Here is a 17726-nt window from a genome sequence, read left to right as displayed (position 1 = left end):
TTATTTGGAATTTTTGATATGCTATACTTAAAGTAAATAGAAAATCAAAATTGAGGTGAATAGATGCAGTTTTTAAAAAAATATGGCGGCTATTTTTTAGTTTTAGGGGTCTTACTTGATTTTTTTACACCTTATTATGTCGGATTCAAAGATCAAGGTTACAATCAATTGACAGAAGTAATTAGCTTATTAGGTGATGTGAATAGTCCAGTTAGGGAAAACTTTAATCGGTTAACTATCATTGCGGGAATGTTGATGTTAGCAAGTTTACCTAGGATATATGCTATTTTTTCCAGAAAAACGAAAAAAGGTGCTTGGTTAGTAGTGGCAATGATTGGCGCTTATGGTTTATTTGATTGTATTTTCAGTGGGCTCTTCAGCGTAGACACTTCAAGCGCTGGCACAGTTGCTGCCGCGCTTCATAACGGAGGATCAGCAGTCGGTTATACAGGCTTTTTGTTGTTATCAGGCGTCTTAACCATTATCTATAGTAAATACGGTTCGCAAAAAAATAAAAAACTTTTTGGCTTTTTGTTTATTTTATGTATGCTTGCAGCCGGCTTATATGGCTTAGCAAGGATTCCACAACTACAACAGGTAAAACCATTTAATTATTTAGGCTTATGGCAAAGAGTGAGTTCATTTTGTAATTATCTACCAATGCTGGCACTGTGTTTACAAACTAAAACCAATGACAAATTTGATTGAACATTCGTCATTGGTTTTTTACTAGTTAAAATTGTCTGGTAAGAACTTAATTATTGGCTACGGTGACTTCACCAGTAACAGTGGCACCATCTTTTTCTAAGTCAGCAGAATCTTTGTATTCTTGTTTATCAAAAGTAATATTGCCATTAACTTTGGTACCATTTAAAGTAAAGCCATTTGCTTTCACCTCAATATCACCTTTGACAGTCCCGTGAACGATGTTGAAATTTTCAGAAGAAACGATTAGCTTAGGAACCGTGATTTCATATTCAGCAGTTACTTTTTTATTATCATCTTGAGAATAAAGCGCTAATTTACGATAGACATCGTTGGAATCTTTCCCCTTATCATGGAAAGTACCAGCAACTGTTACCTCGTTATCAAAAGTGACATTGTCAGTAGCTGCGACAATCCAATTTCCTTTATCACTTAACGCCATTTCGAGCTCTTCAGGCTTGGCACTAATTGAAGCACCAGAGACTACTTCTGTACTTGAATTAGCTGTTTCTTTGCTACTAGAACTACTATCTGTTTTTTTATCAGATGAACAAGCACTAAGCAGCACAAGAGCAGCAGTTGCCGTCAAAACAGTGGTGAGTACTTTAGACATTTTCATGAAAATCCCTCCAAAAAATTTATTTATTTCTTCCTTTATCATAACTGATTCAAAGGGAAATGAGTAATCATACACTCAAAGATTGAGAAGTTTGGCTAATGGGAAATTAGGCTTATTCTCTCAAGAAGGTTCAGGAAATATTCAAAGTAATCATTTCTTTTTCAAATGTTCCTTTTCTGTAGTAAGCTATTAATAGACAGAATTTTAGGAGGAGATTTTGATGCCTTGGAATATGAATGATTATCCTACATCAATGAAAAATTTAGCACCTTTGATTCGGAAAAAAGCGATAGATATTGGCAATGCGTTGCTTGCGGATGGCTACCCTGATGATCGCGCCATTCCAATTGCGATTAGTCAAGCGGAGAAATGGTATCAAGAGGCAAGTGCAGCAGACAAAAAGGCCTTCGAACAAGAAGCAAATCCTACGAAACAAGATTCGCATAAACAGGATAAACATGCGGGGAAATTATTAACGGCGGCTGTCAACGTTAAATATAAAGACGACCAATGGTTGGTGATTTCAGACAGCGCTGAAAAAGCAAGTAATACATTTACCCACAAACAAGAGGCGATTGAACGAGCTCAAGAAATTGCTCGGAATAAGCAAACAAAGCTGAAAATCTATAAGCAAGATGGTACGTTACAAGAAACCAAAGAGTATACTGAATAATTTTTCGAAACCTTGATATTCCGTTGCAATTCAAGAAACGGCTATCAAGGTTTTTTGGTGAGGGAGAAATGGACAAGTAAGAAAAAATAACAAAAGTTAAGAATGAGAATAAGGCTTGCTTTTCTAGTTTTTGGTGGGTACAATTACACTAATTAAGATAAAAAATCAAAATAATTGAGGTGCTACGACAATGGAAAAAGCCAATCTTGATTGGAATAATTTAGGATTTTCTTACATTAAAACGCCCTTTCGTTATATTAGTTATTGGCGAGATGGCAAGTGGGAAGAAGGCACGCTAACAGATAACAATCAGTTAACGATTAGTGAAGGTTCGCCTGCTCTACATTATGGCCAACAATGTTTTGAAGGATTAAAAGCGTATCAATGTGCAGATGGTTCTGTCAATTTGTTTCGTCCAGATGAAAATGCCAAACGGCTACAAAAAAGTTGTGCGCGTCTACTGATGCCACAAGTACCAGTAGAAACCTTTGTTTCTGCATGCCAAGAAGTGGTGAAAGCCAACCTTGCTTATTTACCGCCATATGGAACGGGCGGTACGTTGTATCTTCGCCCTTATATGATTGGTGTCGGCGATAATATTGGCGTAGCACCTGCCAAAGAATACATTTTTTCTATTTTTTGCGTGCCGGTTGGTTCGTATTTTAAAAATGGTTTAGCACCCACCAACTTTATCGTTTCTGAATATGATCGAGCAGCGGGTCGAGGAACTGGGGCCGCTAAAGTGGGGGGCAATTATGCAGCTAGTCTTTTACCAGGTGCAGAAGCACATGAGAAAGAATTTAGTGATTGCATTTATTTAGATCCGTATACGCATACGAAAATTGAAGAAGTTGGTGCAGCTAATTTCTTTGGCATAACCAAAGAGGGTACTTTTATTACGCCGAAATCAGCGTCTATTTTACCAAGTATTACTAAATATTCATTATTGACGCTAGCAAAAGAACGTTTAGGGATGACGGCGCTTGAAGGAGACGTTTACATTGATCGATTAGCGGACTTCTCCGAAGCTGGTGCTTGTGGCACAGCGGCGATTATTTCTCCTATTGGTGGGATTCAAAACGGCACAGATTTCCATGTATTTTATAGTGAAACGGAAGTTGGACCAGTGACTAAGCAACTATATGATGAACTGGTTGGCATACAGTTTGGTGACAAAGAAGCGCCAGAAGGCTGGATTGTAAAAGCTTAAAGAGACAAAAAAGAGAGAATTCATGCTCTCTTTTTTTTTGTGTAGAATATTCAGAATTTTCTATAAAAATATTGACTTTGATTCTATTTAAAGGAATAATGGAAGATACAAGATTTAAAAAAGGAGGGAAAGCTATTGCTTATTAAATCAGCAGAATCAGAAGAAATGACGATTTTTTTTGATAAAGAAAACCAACCAAATGCACAAGTTCAAATGGGCATTATTACATTACAACCTGGTGAAAAACGGCCTTTAGCTGGATATGCTCGCCATGAACAGGATGAATATTCTTATGTGATTTCTGGCGAAGCACATACGATTTTAGAAGATGGTCAAGACTTAGTTGGAAAAGCTGGACAAGCCCAATTAATTGAAGCTGGTGAGGGGCACATTAATTATAATGATGGGTTGGAGCAAGCGGTCGTTGTCTGGATGCTTGTGGAAAGGACAAAATAAAAGGGGAGCTGTCTTTCTGTAAGTAAGAGCATAAAAAAATGAAGAGTTATAGGAGAAAGAAGATGAAAAAGTATTTAAAAATCATAATGGTTTGTATTTTATTGGTAGGATTTTTAGCTGGGTGTACCAATAAAAATGAAAATAAAAAGAAACAGAAAAATACCAAAGAAGCCGTTCAACTGATGTCACCCTCGGAATTAACAACGCTCAACACCTCTGTATTATTGGATTTTCCAGATGCTATTGTCCAAACAGCAGCGTTTGAAGGGTTATATAGTTTAGATGAACAAGACCAATTGGTACCAGCCGTAGCAAAAGCATTGCCGATGATTTCAGAAGATGGAAAAACCTACACGATTTCTTTGAGAAAAGAAGCGGTTTGGAGTAACGATGATCCTGTCACAGCACATGATTTTGAATATGCTTGGAAAAAAATGATTGATCCTAAAAACGGCTTTGTTTATAGCTTCCTCATCGTTGAAACAATTCAAAATGGTGCAGAAATCTCAGCTGGGAAATTAGCACCCAATGAACTTGGTGTCACAGCTGTGGATGATTATACTTTAAAAGTGACGCTCAAAGAGCCAAAACCGTACTTTACGTCCTTATTAGCTTTTCCTACATTTTTCCCGCAAAATCAAAAAGTAGTCGAACAATTTGGTGCGGACTATGGAACTGCTAGTGATAAAGTCGTCTATAATGGTCCGTTTGTGGTAAAAGATTGGCAGCAAACAAAGATGGACTGGCAACTAGCAAAAAATAATCGCTATTGGGATCACCAGAACGTGCGCTCAGACATTATCAATTATACGGTTATCAAAGAAACATCTACCGCATTGAATCTTTTTGAAGATGGACAATTAGATGTGGCTACACTAAGTGGTGAATTGGCGCAACAGAATAAAAATAATACGTTGTATCATTCGTACCCAACAGCGACAATGAACTATTTGCGCTTAAATCAAAAACGGAAAGGGCAAACAACGCCGCTTGCAAACGAAAACCTGCGTAAAGCGTTGGCTTTAGGCATAGATAAAGAAAATCTAGTCAATAATATTATTGCAGATGGTTCTAAAGCGCTACATGGTGCGATTACGGAAGGCTTTGTGGCGAATCCCACAACGGGCCTCGATTTTCGTCAAGAAGCAGGTAATTTAATGGTTTATAACAAAGAAAAAGCGCAAAGTTATTGGAAAAAAGCACAAGCAGAATTAGGAGAAAAGGTTAACGTTGAATTGATGGTAACAGATGATGGTTCTTACAAAAAAATTGGTGAAAGTTTGCAAGGCTCGCTACAAGAACTGTTTCCTGGTTTGACAATAGAGCTAACCGCATTGCCGACCGAAGCTGCATTGAACTTTGGGCGAGAAAGTGACTATGATTTATTCTTAATTTACTGGACACCAGACTATCAAGACCCTATTTCTACCCTAATGACTTTATACAAGGGCAATGATCGCAATTATCAGAACCCTGTCTATGACAAATTATTAGATGAAGCAGCCACAACCTATGCCTTAGAGCCAGAAAAAAGATGGGCGACACTGATTGCGGCTGAAAAAGAAGTGATTGAAACGACTGCTGGCATGATTCCACTTAGCCAAAATGAACAAACAGTCCTGCAAAATGATAAAGTCAAAGGCTTGAATTTTCATACCTTTGGCGCTCCGTTAACGTTAAAAAATGTTTATAAGGAAAAATAAAAAGAGAGCCTGGGCTGAAAATCGCTTTTGATTTTCGGCCCAGGCTTAAATCCTGCTTTTTAACCCAAAATTTGTCACCATTTAGCCTTTTCGGGTTTTATCTCGAACGCTTCTGTTCTAATAGTTCAGAATCAGGTGCAGTGTGTGGCTGGGCATATTTTTTCATATATGTCGGCAAGGCTTGACTAATCTTCGTTGGTAAAACAACATAGTCGGTTTTGGCCAAATCATCTCCAATGAGACTGTGTAAGTAGACGGCGCCAGCAATGGTTTCAATTGTCGGCTTAAACTGAGCTAAAAAACCAGCAATGATGCCAGCCAAGGTATCCCCAGTTCCGCCAGTAGCCATCCCAGGGTTGCCACCTGTATTTTGAAAAGGTTCTCCTGCGTGGAAAATTGTTGTGCGATGACTTTTTAAAACAATCGTACTGCCTAATTTTGCTTGTTGGCGCTGGTTATTTACCAGTGTTTGTTGCTCGATAGGTAAGTGACTCAAACGTTGCCATTCCATTTGATGAGGTGTGAAAACAACTTTTTCAGGATAGGTAAGGGAAAAATTGCCTTGGCTAAACAGGGTAATTGCTGAGCCATCGATAATTAACCATTGTTGTTTTTGATGTTGGGCGAGTACCATCTTTAATATTTGTTGTGCAGTAGCATCTAAGCCTAAACCTGGACCAATTAAAATAACCTCCGCTTGCTCTACGACGTCCGTCAGAAGGACTGTTTCTTCAAAGCCCACGACCATCGCTTCTGGGCATCTTGCATGTAAAGGCCCGTGATTTTTAACATCAGTAATCACAGTGGTGAGACCAGCGCCACTATTGATACACGCTTCGGTACTCATGATGATGGCTCCGCCGTATTGACGGTTTCCTCCGATTAATACGACACGCCCAAAATTGCTTTTATAAGAGTCGGAGGGGCGTTGAGTGATGACTTCCTCTAAAATGTCCTTGCTTAAATAGCGCATTCTATCACTCCTTTTCTTGGGATTTCTTTGTTCTCAGTATACTACAAGAGCCCCGAAAAAATCAGTTTATTAATGTTAAAAGTTACTCTAATGAAGGCAATGAGGTGTATAATAAGGACCAGATAAATGAGTTAGGAGAGTGAAACAGATGGAAGAGAAAAAAACATTTTATATGAGTGGCTACGTAGGAATTGCGAGCTTATTAGTTATTTTAATTGCGGGAATTGGTTTATTTATTTATGGAGCAAGTCATACCAATGGAGTTCTTGTTGTTTTAGGTATTATTTTGTTAGTTGGGGCTATTTTATTTTTAAGTTCCTTAACTATTGTTAGTCCCAACCAGGCGAAAGCGATTTTATTTTTTGGTCGTTACTTAGGTACGATTAAAGAAAATGGGTTGTTTATTACCATTCCATTTACGCAAAAAATGAACATTTCTTTGAAAGTACGAAATTTCAATAGTTCTCTATTAAAAGTCAATGACTCTGACGGGAATCCAATCGAAATCTCTGCGGTCATTGTTTTTCGGGTAGTCGATACAGCTAAGGCGTTATTTAATGTCGATTATTATCAAGACTTTGTGGAAATTCAAAGCGAAACGGCAATCCGGCATGTAGCAACACAATATCCTTATGACACTTTTTCAGATAATGATGTAACTCTGCGAGGAAATACCGAACAAATTTCCGAGGAGTTAACCAAAGAATTGCAAGAACGCTTAGCAGTGGCTGGTGTAGAGGTTATCGAAACACGGTTGAATCATTTAGCTTATGCAACTGAAATAGCTAGCTCCATGTTGCAAAGACAGCAAGCAAAAGCAATCTTAGCGGCTCGACAAACAATTGTTGAAGGTGCGGTAAGCATGACACAAATGGCCTTAGAACAGATCGAAGAAGGGCAAGAAATTAATTTTACCGATGAACGAAAAGTACAACTTATTAATAATTTACTAGTCTCAATCATTACTGATAAAGGCACACAACCAGTTATTAATACAGGCGATGTTTCTTCTTAAAGAGGAAGCAACGCTAAAAATAGCAAAAAAAGAGTCATCTTTCCGATGACTCTTTTTTTTGATAAACACGAACATTATATAATTTTAATCTATAATATTTCGGTTTTTCTTTGACATCTCTTTTTCTCATTGTTAGAATAACAGTGAAAAAAGGCGGAAGGAGTTATTACATTCATGAAACCATTAGTCGCTGTGATTATGGGAAGTACCTCAGACTGGGCAACGATGAAAGCTGCTTGTCTTGTGTTGGAAGAGTTGGGAATTCCTTATGAAAAACGAGTGATATCAGCACATAGGACCCCTGATTTGATGTTTCGTTTTGCAGAGGAATCACGAACAAAAGGATTGAAGGTTATTATCGCTGGCGCTGGTGGAGCGGCCCATTTACCAGGGATGGTAGCTGCAAAGACAACCTTACCTGTCATTGGTGTTCCAGTTAAAACACGAACATTAAACGGTATTGATTCACTGTTGTCTATTGTGCAGATGCCAGGCGGAGTTCCTGTAGCAACAACTGCGATTGGCTCAGCAGGTGCTGCCAATGCTGGCTTATTAGCTGCAGAAATACTAAGTATTGATGATTTACAGCTAGCAGAAAGAATCCAAGCAAGACGACAATCATTGGAAAAAGCGGTTATGGAAAGTGGGGAACAACTTGAATAAACCTTTAAAAGTCGGAGCAACTATTGGCATTATAGGTGGGGGACAGTTAGGGCGAATGCTAGTCATGAGTGGTAAAAAAATGGGTTTCCAAATGATTGTGTTGGACCCGACGCTCAATAGTCCAGCTGGTCAAGTAGCTGACCGTCAAATTGTGGCAGCCTTTGATCAGACATCTGCTTTAACTGAACTAGCAGAGTTATGCGATGTGATCACCTATGAATTTGAAAATATTGAAGTGGCCTCCCTAGAAAAGGCCATTCCACTAGAAAAGCTGCCACAAGGAACAGAATTGTTAAAAATTACTCAAAATCGATTGCTTGAAAAAACGTTTCTTCAATCGATTGGCTGTAAGATTGCCCCTTTTGCGGAAGTGAAAAGTCAGAAAGAGCTGCCACAAGCAACAGAAAAGATTGGTTTTCCATGTGTCTTAAAAACTATTCAAGGTGGATACGATGGAAAAGGACAGGTCGTCTTAAAATGCGAAGAGGATTTCTCCCAAGCGACTGAATTATTAGCTAACGCCACTTGTGAATTAGAAAAGTGGGTGCCTTTCACTAAAGAACTTTCAATCATCGTTGCAGGGAATAAGCATGGTTACCAAAGCTTTCCTGCATCTGAAAACATTCATCGAAAGAATATCTTGCATGAATCAATTGTGCCCGCTCGAATTTCTGAGAATGTGCAACAAAAAGCAGCGGAATTGGCGCAACACATTGCTGAGGAATTAAATTTATCTGGGGTTTTAGCTATCGAACTGTTTTTAACGGATTCAGAAGAGTTGTACGTCAATGAATTAGCGCCACGGCCTCATAACTCAGGTCATTACTCTATTGAAGCTTGCTCATTTAGTCAATTTGATGCGCATATTCGAGGGATTAGCAATTGGGGCATTGGGTTACCCCAGTTACTTCAACCAGTGGTTATGGTGAATCTCTTAGGTGAACACTTAGAAAAAAGCTACCAGTTATGCACGTCAAAACCCACTTGGCAAGTCCATTACTATGGAAAAGCTGAATCAAAAGTGGGCAGAAAAATGGGCCACGTCACCATTACAACACCTTGCTTATCAGAAACGTTAAAGGAAATTGAGGCTGTTGGTATTTGGAACGTAACTTAATAAATGCTTGCTCCAAGCAAGTTTTTTATTTTTACATTCGACAAACACGAACGATTATTGTTTTTTTGTAACTAATGTAAGTTTTTGTCTGATGTAAATCAGCTGACTTAGAAAGAATAGGGTTCATGAAGCTAACGAGAAGAGGGAAAGAATGGAAAAGAAAGCACTTGTGTATACAGGAAAAGCGAAGAAGTTGTATCAAACAGAAAATGCAGCGGTTCTTTTTGTGGAATATCTTGATCAAGCAACAGCTTTAAATGGTCAAAAAAAAGACAAAGTTCTTGGGAAAGGCGCTTTAAATAATCAAATCACTAGTCTAATTTTTGAACATTTACAGCAACAGAAGATTCCCAATCATTTTATCAAAAAAGTATCTGAACACGAACAATTAATTCAGGCCGTAGAAATGATTCCTTTGGAAGTTGTCGTACGTAATTATGCGGCAGGAAGTTTTTCAAAACGTTTAGCGATTGAAGAGGGCACTAAATTAGTGACGCCCATTATTGAATTTTATTACAAAGAAGATCGTCTGGATGATCCTTTTATTAACGAAGACCATATTCAATTTCTAAAAGTAGCCACTCCTGCTGAAATTGTGGAGATTAAAGCATTGGCTTTACAAATTAATCAGGCGCTTAGTCAACTCTTTCAACGCCTCAATATTTGTTTGATCGATTTTAAAATCGAGATTGGTCGGACGAAGGCCAATCAATTGTTACTGGCAGATGAAATTTCTCCAGACACCTGTCGTCTATGGGATTTAAACACAAACGAACATCTGGATAAAGATGTTTATCGCCGTGAATTAGGAGAAATAGTTCCTGTATATGAAGAAGTTTTACAACGTTTACTAACAGCTAATTGAGGAGGAAGCGCGTATGTATTTTGTCAAAGTCTATGTTACGTATAAAGAATCAATTTTGGATCCCCAAGGTGAAGCGGTTAAGGAAGCAGTCCATCGGCTTGGTTTTACAGAAGTAGCCGAAATCCGTGTCGGTAAGTATTTTGAAATGCACGTCCAGCAGACAGAAGCAATTGAAGAGAAAATTGAACAAATTTGTGATCAACTATTAGCCAATGTAAATATGGAATCCTATCGTTTTGAAATTTTATCTTTGGAGGAAATTTAAATGAAATTGGCAGTGATTGTTTTTCCAGGATCCAATTGTGATGCAGACTTATTGTGGGCTGTCAAAGAGGTGATGGGCGTCGATGCAGAATTTGTCCGACACGATGCCACTTCTTTAGCAAAATTTGATGGCGTATTGTTGCCTGGTGGTTTTTCTTATGGCGATTACTTACGTTGTGGTGCAATTGCTCGGTTTTCGCCAATTATCAATGAGGTGATTCGCTTTGCTACAGAAGGCAAAATGGTTTTTGGTACTTGTAATGGCTTTCAAATTTTAACAGAAATTGGCTTACTTCCTGGCACGTTGCTAAGAAATGATTCGCTTCGTTTTATTTGTAAAAGTGTCCCATTGAAAGTGAATACGCACACAAAGTTTACAAGCGAGTATCCTGAAAATGTTTCGATACATTTACCAGTAGCGCATGGCGAAGGGAATTACTATTGTGATGAAAAAACGTTGCAAGAGCTGAAAGAAAAGAACCAAATTGTTTTTACGTATCAAGAAAAGGTGAACGGTAGTCTTGCGAATATTGCTGGTATTTGTAATGAACAGGGCAATGTTCTAGGAATGATGCCTCATCCGGAACGAGCGATGGAAGAATTGTTAGGTTCAACAGATGGACGCAGCTTTTTTGCTTCAATCATTAAAAACTTTGGAAAGGAATTAAGCCAATGATGAATGAACCAACACCAAAAGAAATCAAGGAGACACGGTTGTATGCAGAATGGGGACTAACAGATGAAGAATATCATCAGATTGAGACCATTTTACAAAGAGAACCTAATTATACAGAAACTGGCTTATTCTCCGTGATGTGGAGTGAACATTGCTCTTACAAAAATTCCAAGCCCGTTTTAAAAAAGTTTCCGACGGAAGGGCCACAAGTGCTTCAAGGCCCTGGTGAAGGAGCTGGGATTGTCGATATTGGTGACGGATTAGCTGTTGTTTTTAAAGCAGAGAGCCATAATCATCCTTCTGCAGTAGAACCTTACGAAGGAGCAGCTACAGGCGTTGGTGGAATTATTCGCGATATTTTCAGTATGGGGGCGCGGCCGATTGCTTTACTGGATTCGCTAAGATTTGGCGAACTGACGGATGCACGAACACGTTATTTGTTTCAAGAAGTTGTGGCGGGGATTAGCGGTTATGGAAATTGTATTGGTATTCCAACCGTTGGCGGCGAAATTGCTTTTGAGCCATGTTATCAAGGAAACCCACTTGTCAATGCTATGTGTGTGGGATTGATTCGTCATGATGAGATTCAAAAAGGCCAAGCAAAAGGCGTCGGAAATAGCATTCTTTACGTAGGTGCGAAAACAGGACGAGATGGAATTCATGGTGCGACCTTTGCTTCAGAAGAATTTAGTGAAGGTGAAGAACAGCAACGATCTGCGGTACAAGTAGGTGATCCGTTTATGGAAAAATTATTATTGGAAGCTTGTCTTGATTTAATCAAAAATCATCAAGATATTTTAATCGGCATCCAAGATATGGGGGCGGCTGGCTTGGTTTCTTCAAGTGCTGAAATGGCATCAAAAGCAGGTTCAGGCTTGATTCTAGAGCTAGATAAAGTTCCGCAGAGAGAGACGCAGATGAGCCCCTATGAAATGCTCTTGTCTGAGTCCCAAGAACGGATGTTAATCTGTGTGGAAAAAGGAGCAGAACAGCAAGTTTGTGAATTGTTTCAAACATATGACTTAGAAGCGGTAACGATTGGATCCGTAACAGATGATGGACAGTATCGTGTCTTTCACAGTGGCAAAATAGTCGCAGATGTACCAGTAGATGCTTTAGCAGAAGAAGCACCTGTTTACCAGAAAGCCTATCAAGAACCAGAACGGATGCGTGCTTTTAAAAAATTAGCGCCCTTCATTCCAGAAATTACGAATAGTACGGAATTATTAAAACGCCTATTGCAACAGCCAACGATTGCATCGAAAAAATCAGTTTACGAAACCTATGATAGTCAAGTACAAACGAATACAGTGGTGCAACCAGGAAGTGATGCAGCTGTTTTAAGAGTGCGGGGCACCAATAAAGCCTTAGCAATGACGACAGATTGTAATAGCCGTTATTTGTATTTAAATCCTGAAATTGGTGGGCAAATTGCGGTTGCAGAAGCAGCCCGTAATATTGTAGCAAGTGGAGCACAACCTTTGGCTATCACTGATTGTTTGAATTATGGTTCCCCTGATAAACCAGAAAGTTTTTGGGAATTATGGACGTCGGCGGATGGAATCGCCGCAGCCTGCCGTCAGCTAGGAACACCCGTGATTTCAGGGAACGTCTCTCTTTACAATGAAACAGATGGTCAAGCCATTTATCCAACGCCAATGATCGGCATGGTGGGAGTGATTGAAGATGTTTCACAAATTACCACACAAGCGTTTAAACAAGTGGATGACTTAATTTATCTCATCGGTGAAACCCACGCAGATTTTAACGGCTCAGAAATTCAAAAAATGCAACTGGGGCGAATTGAAGGGCAATTACGCTCATTTGATTTAAAAGAGGAAAAAGCAAACCAAGAATTAGTTTTAAAAGCAATTCAAGCAGGCCTAGTTGCTAGCGCGCATGATTGCGCTGAAGGTGGCGTTGCCGTTGCTTTAGCCGAGTCGGCTTTTGCTAACGAACTGGGGTTACAGGTGACACTGCCATTAAAAAAAGAATATCTATTTGCGGAGACGCAATCCCGTTTTATTCTTTCAGTTAGTTCCCAGCATCAAGAAGCATTTGAAACACTTATCGGAAGAAAAGCTCAACATATTGGGAAAGTGACTGAAACTGGTTTGATCATTCATGCGTTAGATGATGTGATCAATTGTTCAACAAAAGAAGCCAAAGCCTTATGGGAGGATGCGATTCCATGTCTTATGAAGCAAAAAGCTTAAATGAAGAGTGTGGTATTTTTGGTATTTGGGGTCATCCTGATGCGGCACAAGTGACCTATTTTGGCTTACACAGCTTGCAGCATCGAGGCCAAGAAGGCGCGGGAATTGTGGCGAACAATTCTGGGAAATTAGATGGCCACCGTGATTTAGGTTTATTAGCAGAAGTATTTCAAAAGCAAGAACAACTGAATGCGTTAGAAGGAACGGCGGCTATTGGTCATGTACGCTATGCAACCGCTGGTACGGGTAGCGTGGATAATATTCAGCCATTTTTATTTAAATTTTATGATAGTCAAATTGGGTTAGCACACAATGGCAATTTGACAAATGCCAAGCGTTTACGAAAACAACTAGAAAGAGAAGGAGCTATTTTTCATTCCAATTCAGACACTGAAATTTTAATGCACTTGATTCGAAAAAGCACTGCTGCCTCGTTTCTCGATAAATTAAAAGAGAGCTTGAATTTGGTTAAGGGTGGCTTTGCTTATCTTTTATTAACAGAAACGATGATGATTGCTGCACTGGATCCCAACGGCTTTCGCCCTCTCTCCATCGGACAAATGAACAATGGGGCGTACGTTGTCGCATCCGAAACGTGTGCATTAGAAACAGTTGGGGCTCGCTTTATTCAAGATGTGGCGCCTGGTGAAGTAGTCATCATTTCTGATGAAGGCTTGAAAATAGAGGTTTTCACTACGGAAGTCCAACCGGCGATTTGCGCAATGGAATATATTTATTTTGCACGACCAGATTCAAATATTGCTGGAGTTAATGTGCATACAGCTCGTAAAAGAATGGGGAAGAACTTGGCAATCGAAAGTCCAGTCGCAGCTGATATGGTAATTGGGGTACCAAACTCGTCATTGTCTGCAGCTAGCGGCTATGCAGAAGAAGCACGGATTCCTTACGAACTAGGTTTAGTAAAAAATCAATATGTCGCTCGAACATTCATTCAGCCGACACAAGAATTAAGAGAACAAGGTGTCCGTATGAAACTATCGGCAGTTCGTGGAGTGGTCAAAGGAAAAAAAGTCGTTTTAGTAGATGATTCGATTGTTCGCGGGACCACTATTCGGCGCATTATTCATTTATTAAAAGAAGCAGAAGCGCAAGAAGTTCATGTCAGAATTGCTTCACCACCATTAAAATATCCGTGTTTTTATGGCATTGATATACAGACGCGGGACGAACTAATTGCGGCAAACTATTCAATTGAAGAGATCAAAGAGCAGATTGGCGCAGATTCGCTGGCTTTTTTGAGTGAAGCAGGGCTGATTGATGGGATTCAATTAAATTATGATGCTCCTTATTCTGGGCTGTGTATGGCTTACTTTAATGGAGACTATCCAACGCCTTTGTATGATTATGAAGAACAATATCAAGCATCCTTGAAAAAAGAAACTAGGAGGAATTGACATGGAAAATGCCTATTCAAAAGCTGGCGTAAATGTTGAGGCAGGATACGAAGTAGTGGAACGAATTCAAAAGCATAGCCAAAAGACACAACGGACGGGAACGTTGGGCATGCTTGGTGGTTTTGGTGGTTGTTTTGATTTAAGTAGTTACAAGCTTAAAGAACCAGTTTTGGTATCAGGAACGGATGGCGTAGGCACAAAGTTACTCTTGGCAATTGAAGAACAGAAACACGAGACAATCGGAATTGATTGTGTAGCAATGTGTGTCAATGATGTCGTCGCACAAGGCGCCGAACCGTTATATTTTTTAGATTATTTAGCGTTAGGGACCGTTAATCCAGCTAAAGTTGAAGCAATTGTTGCGGGTGTTGCGGCTGGCTGTTGTGAGGCGAATGCAGCCTTAATTGGGGGCGAAACAGCTGAAATGCCTGATATGTATGAAGCAGATGCTTATGACGTGGCTGGTTTTGCCGTGGGTATTGCTGAGAAAAGTCAACTCTTGACTCCAAGTAACGTAAAAGAAGGCGATTTCTTGATTGGTCTTCCTTCAAGTGGTCTTCATTCTAATGGTTACTCTTTAGTAAGAAATGTTTTTTTTAAGAAACATTCGTTTAAAACAACGGACGAGCTTCCAGAATTGGCACCCAAAACGTTAGGGGAAGAATTATTAACACCAACAAAAATTTATGTGAAGGAATTATTGCCATTGTTAAAAGCAGGACTCGTGCATGGGGCTGCGCATATTACTGGCGGCGGGTTTTTAGAAAATCTACCAAGAATGTTTTCTTCCTCACTAGCTGCAGAGATTCAATTAAATAGTTGGCCAGTGCTACCAATTTTTAAATTGATTCAAAAATATGGTGAAATTCCATCTGAAGAAATGTATGAAATTTTCAATATGGGCTTAGGGATGATTTTAGCGGTGAGTCCAGAGCATGTTAAAAAAGTTCAGGAGCTTTTGCCAGAAGCTTTTGAAATTGGTCGTTTGGTACCTAGGAAAACGAAAGCCGTTATTTTTAAGGAAGCCTTATGAAGATAGCTGTTTTTGCATCTGGCAATGGTAGCAATTTTGAGGCGATTGCTGCAGCTTTTTCCCAGAAAAAAATCGCAGGGCAGTTGAGCTTAGTCTTTTGTGACCAGCCTGAAGCCTATGTATTGACCCGTGCCCAAAAACGCAAGATTCCCGTTGTTTGCTTTTCACCATCTGATTTTCCATCTCGTGGGCAGTATGAAGAACAAGTATTGAAACATTTAAAAGAGCATCAGATCGATTTAATCGTGTTAGCTGGTTATTTGAGAATTATCGGCAAGACTTTACTGGAGGCTTATCCAAAGAGAATCGTCAATATTCATCCTTCTCTGTTACCTAGTTTTCCAGGTCTTCACGGAATTGAAGAGGCATTTCATTATGGAGTGAAAATAACAGGAATCACTATCCATTATGTTGACTCTGGGGTTGATACAGGACCGATTATTTTCCAAACAACCACCAAGATTGATACTGAAGATACATTGGACACATTAGCAGAGAAAATTCATGCTCTTGAGCACGAATGGTACCCAAAAATAATTTCACAAATTGTAAAGGAGACAATGAAATGACCAAAAGAGCATTGATTAGCGTTTCAGACAAAACAGGAGTGACAACATTTGCAGCAGGCTTAGTTGCAAATGGCTTTGAAATTATCTCCACTGGGGGAACAAGGACTGTCTTGGAAGAAGCGGGGGTACCGACACTTGCTATTGACGACATCACTGGCTTTCCAGAAATGTTAGATGGCCGTGTCAAAACGTTACATCCGAATATCCATGGCGGACTTTTGGCAAAAAGGGGAAACCAAACGCATCAAAAAGCACTGACTGAACAAGGCATTCAATTTATTGACCTTTTAGTAGTGAATCTTTATCCATTTAAAGAAACAATTTTAAAACCAGCGATCTCTGAAGCAGAAGCGATTGAAATGATTGATATTGGCGGTCCTAGCATGTTACGTTCAGCGGCAAAAAATTATCAAGACGTAACAGCAGTGGTTGATCCTAGTGATTATGAACAGGTATTAAGTGAAATTAGCAGCACTGGAACTAGCCAGTTAGCCACTAGAAAAAGATTAGCAGCAAAAGTCTTTCGTCATACCGCTGCTTATGACGCGCTTATCGCTGACTATTTAACGACGCAAGTGGGTGAAACTGAACCAGAGAAACAGACGCTTACTTATGAACGTAAGCAAACATTGCGTTATGGCGAAAATAGCCATCAACAAGCCACCTTTTATCAATCCGTTGTACCTGTATCATTATCCATTGCTTCCGCTCGACAACTTCATGGCAAAGAACTTTCATATAACAATATTCGAGATGCTGATGCAGCACTCCGGATTGCTAGCGAGTTTACAGAACCTACGGTCGTCGCTGTTAAACATATGAACCCATGTGGAATTGGAACAGGAAAAACGATTTTGGCAGCCTATCGTCAGGCATTTGAAGCAGATCCAGTTTCAATTTTTGGTGGCATTGTTGTTTTGAATCGTCCAGTGGACCAAGCGACTGCGGCTGAAATGCATCAAATCTTTTTAGAGATAATTATTGCGCCTAGTTTTGAGGAAGAAGCTCTGGCACTGTTATCTCAGAAAAAGAATCTTCGTTTGTTAACGTTAGATTTTCATGCTCAAGAAAAAAAAGCGGTGGAATTAGTTTCTGTTATGGGCGGGTTATTAATTCAAGAACAAGATACAGTTGTTGAAAATGACCAAGCATGGCAAGTTGTTACAGAGCGCCAACCCACACCAGCTGAAAGAGACGCATTGAACTTTGCTTGGAAAGCAGTCAAGCATGTAAAATCAAACGCTATTGTTTTAGCCAATGAAAGCCAAACGGTGGGAATTGGAGCTGGTCAAATGAATCGAATTGGGTCAGTAAAAATTGCAGTTGATCAAGCCCAAGCAGCTGGAAAATTACAAGGGGCCGTCTTAGCAAGTGATGCCTTTTTCCCCATGGCAGATAGTGTGGAATACGCTGCACAACATGGTATTCAAGCAATTATTCAGCCAGGCGGGAGCATTAAAGACCAAGCATCAATCGATCTAGCGAATCATTATGGCATTGCGATGATTTTTACTGGGACTCGTCATTTCAAACATTAATTTTTAAAGGAGAAAC

18 protein-coding genes are annotated in these 17726 nt (G+C 39.6%); 16 read left to right on the top strand and 2 right to left on the bottom strand.

Features of this window, described 5'->3' with window-relative positions; all coding sequences use genetic code 11:
* The first annotated feature begins 63 nt into the window (after positions 1-63).
* Positions 64-708, top strand: coding sequence for a DUF998 domain-containing protein (locus AB3I34_RS03615; protein ID WP_002377212.1), 645 nt, complete (start codon positions 64-66; stop codon positions 706-708).
* A gap of 46 nt (positions 709-754) precedes the next feature.
* Here AB3I34_RS03615 and AB3I34_RS03610 read toward each other — a convergent pair whose 3' ends face one another.
* Positions 755-1366, bottom strand: coding sequence for a hypothetical protein (locus AB3I34_RS03610; RefSeq protein ID WP_002381806.1), 612 nt, complete (start codon positions 1364-1366; stop codon positions 755-757).
* A gap of 178 nt (positions 1367-1544) precedes the next feature.
* On the opposite strand from AB3I34_RS03610, the gene AB3I34_RS03605 reads away from it, so the two are divergent.
* The 4 genes from AB3I34_RS03605 to AB3I34_RS03590 all read left to right on the top strand — a co-directional run bounded on the left by AB3I34_RS03605 (position 1545) and on the right by AB3I34_RS03590 (position 5366).
* Entirely contained in the window at positions 1545-1997 is a 453-nt protein-coding gene (locus tag AB3I34_RS03605) for a DUF2188 domain-containing protein (protein ID WP_002361962.1), read from the top strand.
* Between the two features lie 190 nt (positions 1998-2187).
* Entirely contained in the window at positions 2188-3207 is a 1020-nt protein-coding gene (locus tag AB3I34_RS03600) for a branched-chain amino acid aminotransferase (RefSeq protein ID WP_002361961.1), read from the top strand.
* 135 nt (positions 3208-3342) lie between these two features.
* Positions 3343-3663, top strand: coding sequence for a cupin domain-containing protein (locus AB3I34_RS03595; RefSeq protein WP_002361960.1), 321 nt, complete (start codon positions 3343-3345; stop codon positions 3661-3663).
* A 62-nt stretch (positions 3664-3725) separates the two neighbouring features.
* Complete coding sequence (locus tag AB3I34_RS03590; protein ID WP_002364090.1) at positions 3726-5366, top strand: peptide ABC transporter substrate-binding protein; 1641 nt, start codon at positions 3726-3728, stop codon at positions 5364-5366.
* A 97-nt stretch (positions 5367-5463) separates the two neighbouring features.
* On the opposite strand, the gene AB3I34_RS03585 is transcribed toward AB3I34_RS03590, so the two are convergent.
* Positions 5464-6339: an NAD(P)H-hydrate dehydratase gene (locus tag AB3I34_RS03585; RefSeq protein ID WP_002364088.1), complete on the bottom strand. Its 876-nt coding sequence runs from the start codon at positions 6337-6339 to the stop codon at positions 5464-5466.
* Positions 6340-6487: 148 nt separating this feature from the next.
* On the opposite strand from AB3I34_RS03585, the gene AB3I34_RS03580 reads away from it, so the two are divergent.
* The 11 genes from AB3I34_RS03580 to purH all read left to right on the top strand — a co-directional run bounded on the left by AB3I34_RS03580 (position 6488) and on the right by purH (position 17710).
* Positions 6488-7354: an SPFH domain-containing protein gene (locus tag AB3I34_RS03580; protein ID WP_002357267.1), complete on the top strand. Its 867-nt coding sequence runs from the start codon at positions 6488-6490 to the stop codon at positions 7352-7354.
* A gap of 174 nt (positions 7355-7528) precedes the next feature.
* The gene (gene purE, locus AB3I34_RS03575; RefSeq protein WP_002378405.1) at positions 7529-8017 is read left to right on the top strand and encodes a 5-(carboxyamino)imidazole ribonucleotide mutase; all 489 of its coding nucleotides are present in this window, start codon (positions 7529-7531) and stop codon (positions 8015-8017) included.
* On the top strand, positions 8010-9134 hold the full coding sequence (purK, locus tag AB3I34_RS03570; protein WP_002397378.1) for a 5-(carboxyamino)imidazole ribonucleotide synthase: 1125 nt from the start codon (positions 8010-8012) through the stop codon (positions 9132-9134). Before purE ends, purK begins: the two co-directional genes overlap by 8 nt.
* A gap of 151 nt (positions 9135-9285) precedes the next feature.
* Positions 9286-9999, top strand: a complete 714-nt coding sequence (gene purC / locus AB3I34_RS03565; RefSeq protein ID WP_002357270.1) for a phosphoribosylaminoimidazolesuccinocarboxamide synthase — start codon at positions 9286-9288, stop codon at positions 9997-9999.
* Positions 10000-10012: 13 nt separating this feature from the next.
* Positions 10013-10264: a phosphoribosylformylglycinamidine synthase subunit PurS gene (gene purS / locus AB3I34_RS03560; RefSeq protein WP_002357271.1), complete on the top strand. Its 252-nt coding sequence runs from the start codon at positions 10013-10015 to the stop codon at positions 10262-10264.
* Positions 10265-10939: a phosphoribosylformylglycinamidine synthase subunit PurQ gene (gene purQ, locus AB3I34_RS03555; RefSeq protein ID WP_002357272.1), complete on the top strand. Its 675-nt coding sequence runs from the start codon at positions 10265-10267 to the stop codon at positions 10937-10939.
* A complete protein-coding gene (gene purL / locus AB3I34_RS03550) occupies positions 10936-13155 on the top strand; it encodes a phosphoribosylformylglycinamidine synthase subunit PurL (RefSeq protein WP_002378402.1) in 2220 nt (739 codons plus the stop codon). Before purQ ends, purL begins: the two co-directional genes overlap by 4 nt.
* Entirely contained in the window at positions 13131-14570 is a 1440-nt protein-coding gene (gene purF, locus AB3I34_RS03545) for an amidophosphoribosyltransferase (RefSeq protein ID WP_002401381.1), read from the top strand. The genes purL and purF overlap by 25 nt, the downstream gene beginning before the upstream one ends.
* Before the next feature lies 1 nt (position 14571).
* On the top strand, positions 14572-15603 hold the full coding sequence (purM, locus tag AB3I34_RS03540) for a phosphoribosylformylglycinamidine cyclo-ligase (RefSeq protein ID WP_085444218.1): 1032 nt from the start codon (positions 14572-14574) through the stop codon (positions 15601-15603).
* The gene (purN, locus tag AB3I34_RS03535) at positions 15600-16172 is read left to right on the top strand and encodes a phosphoribosylglycinamide formyltransferase (protein ID WP_002360141.1); all 573 of its coding nucleotides are present in this window, start codon (positions 15600-15602) and stop codon (positions 16170-16172) included. Before purM ends, purN begins: the two co-directional genes overlap by 4 nt.
* Positions 16169-17710 (top strand): bifunctional phosphoribosylaminoimidazolecarboxamide formyltransferase/IMP cyclohydrolase, encoded by a 1542-nt coding sequence (purH, locus tag AB3I34_RS03530; protein ID WP_085444219.1) that lies wholly within the window; start codon positions 16169-16171, stop codon positions 17708-17710. The genes purN and purH overlap by 4 nt, the downstream gene beginning before the upstream one ends.
* Positions 17711-17726: the final 16 nt, after the last annotated feature.

The organism is Enterococcus sp. C102(2024), from assembly GCF_040888205.1.
Classification (GTDB): domain Bacteria; phylum Bacillota; class Bacilli; order Lactobacillales; family Enterococcaceae; genus Enterococcus; species Enterococcus faecalis.
Note: the sequence above shows the minus strand (reverse complement) of the source record. Positions and strands in the feature narration are given on the sequence as shown.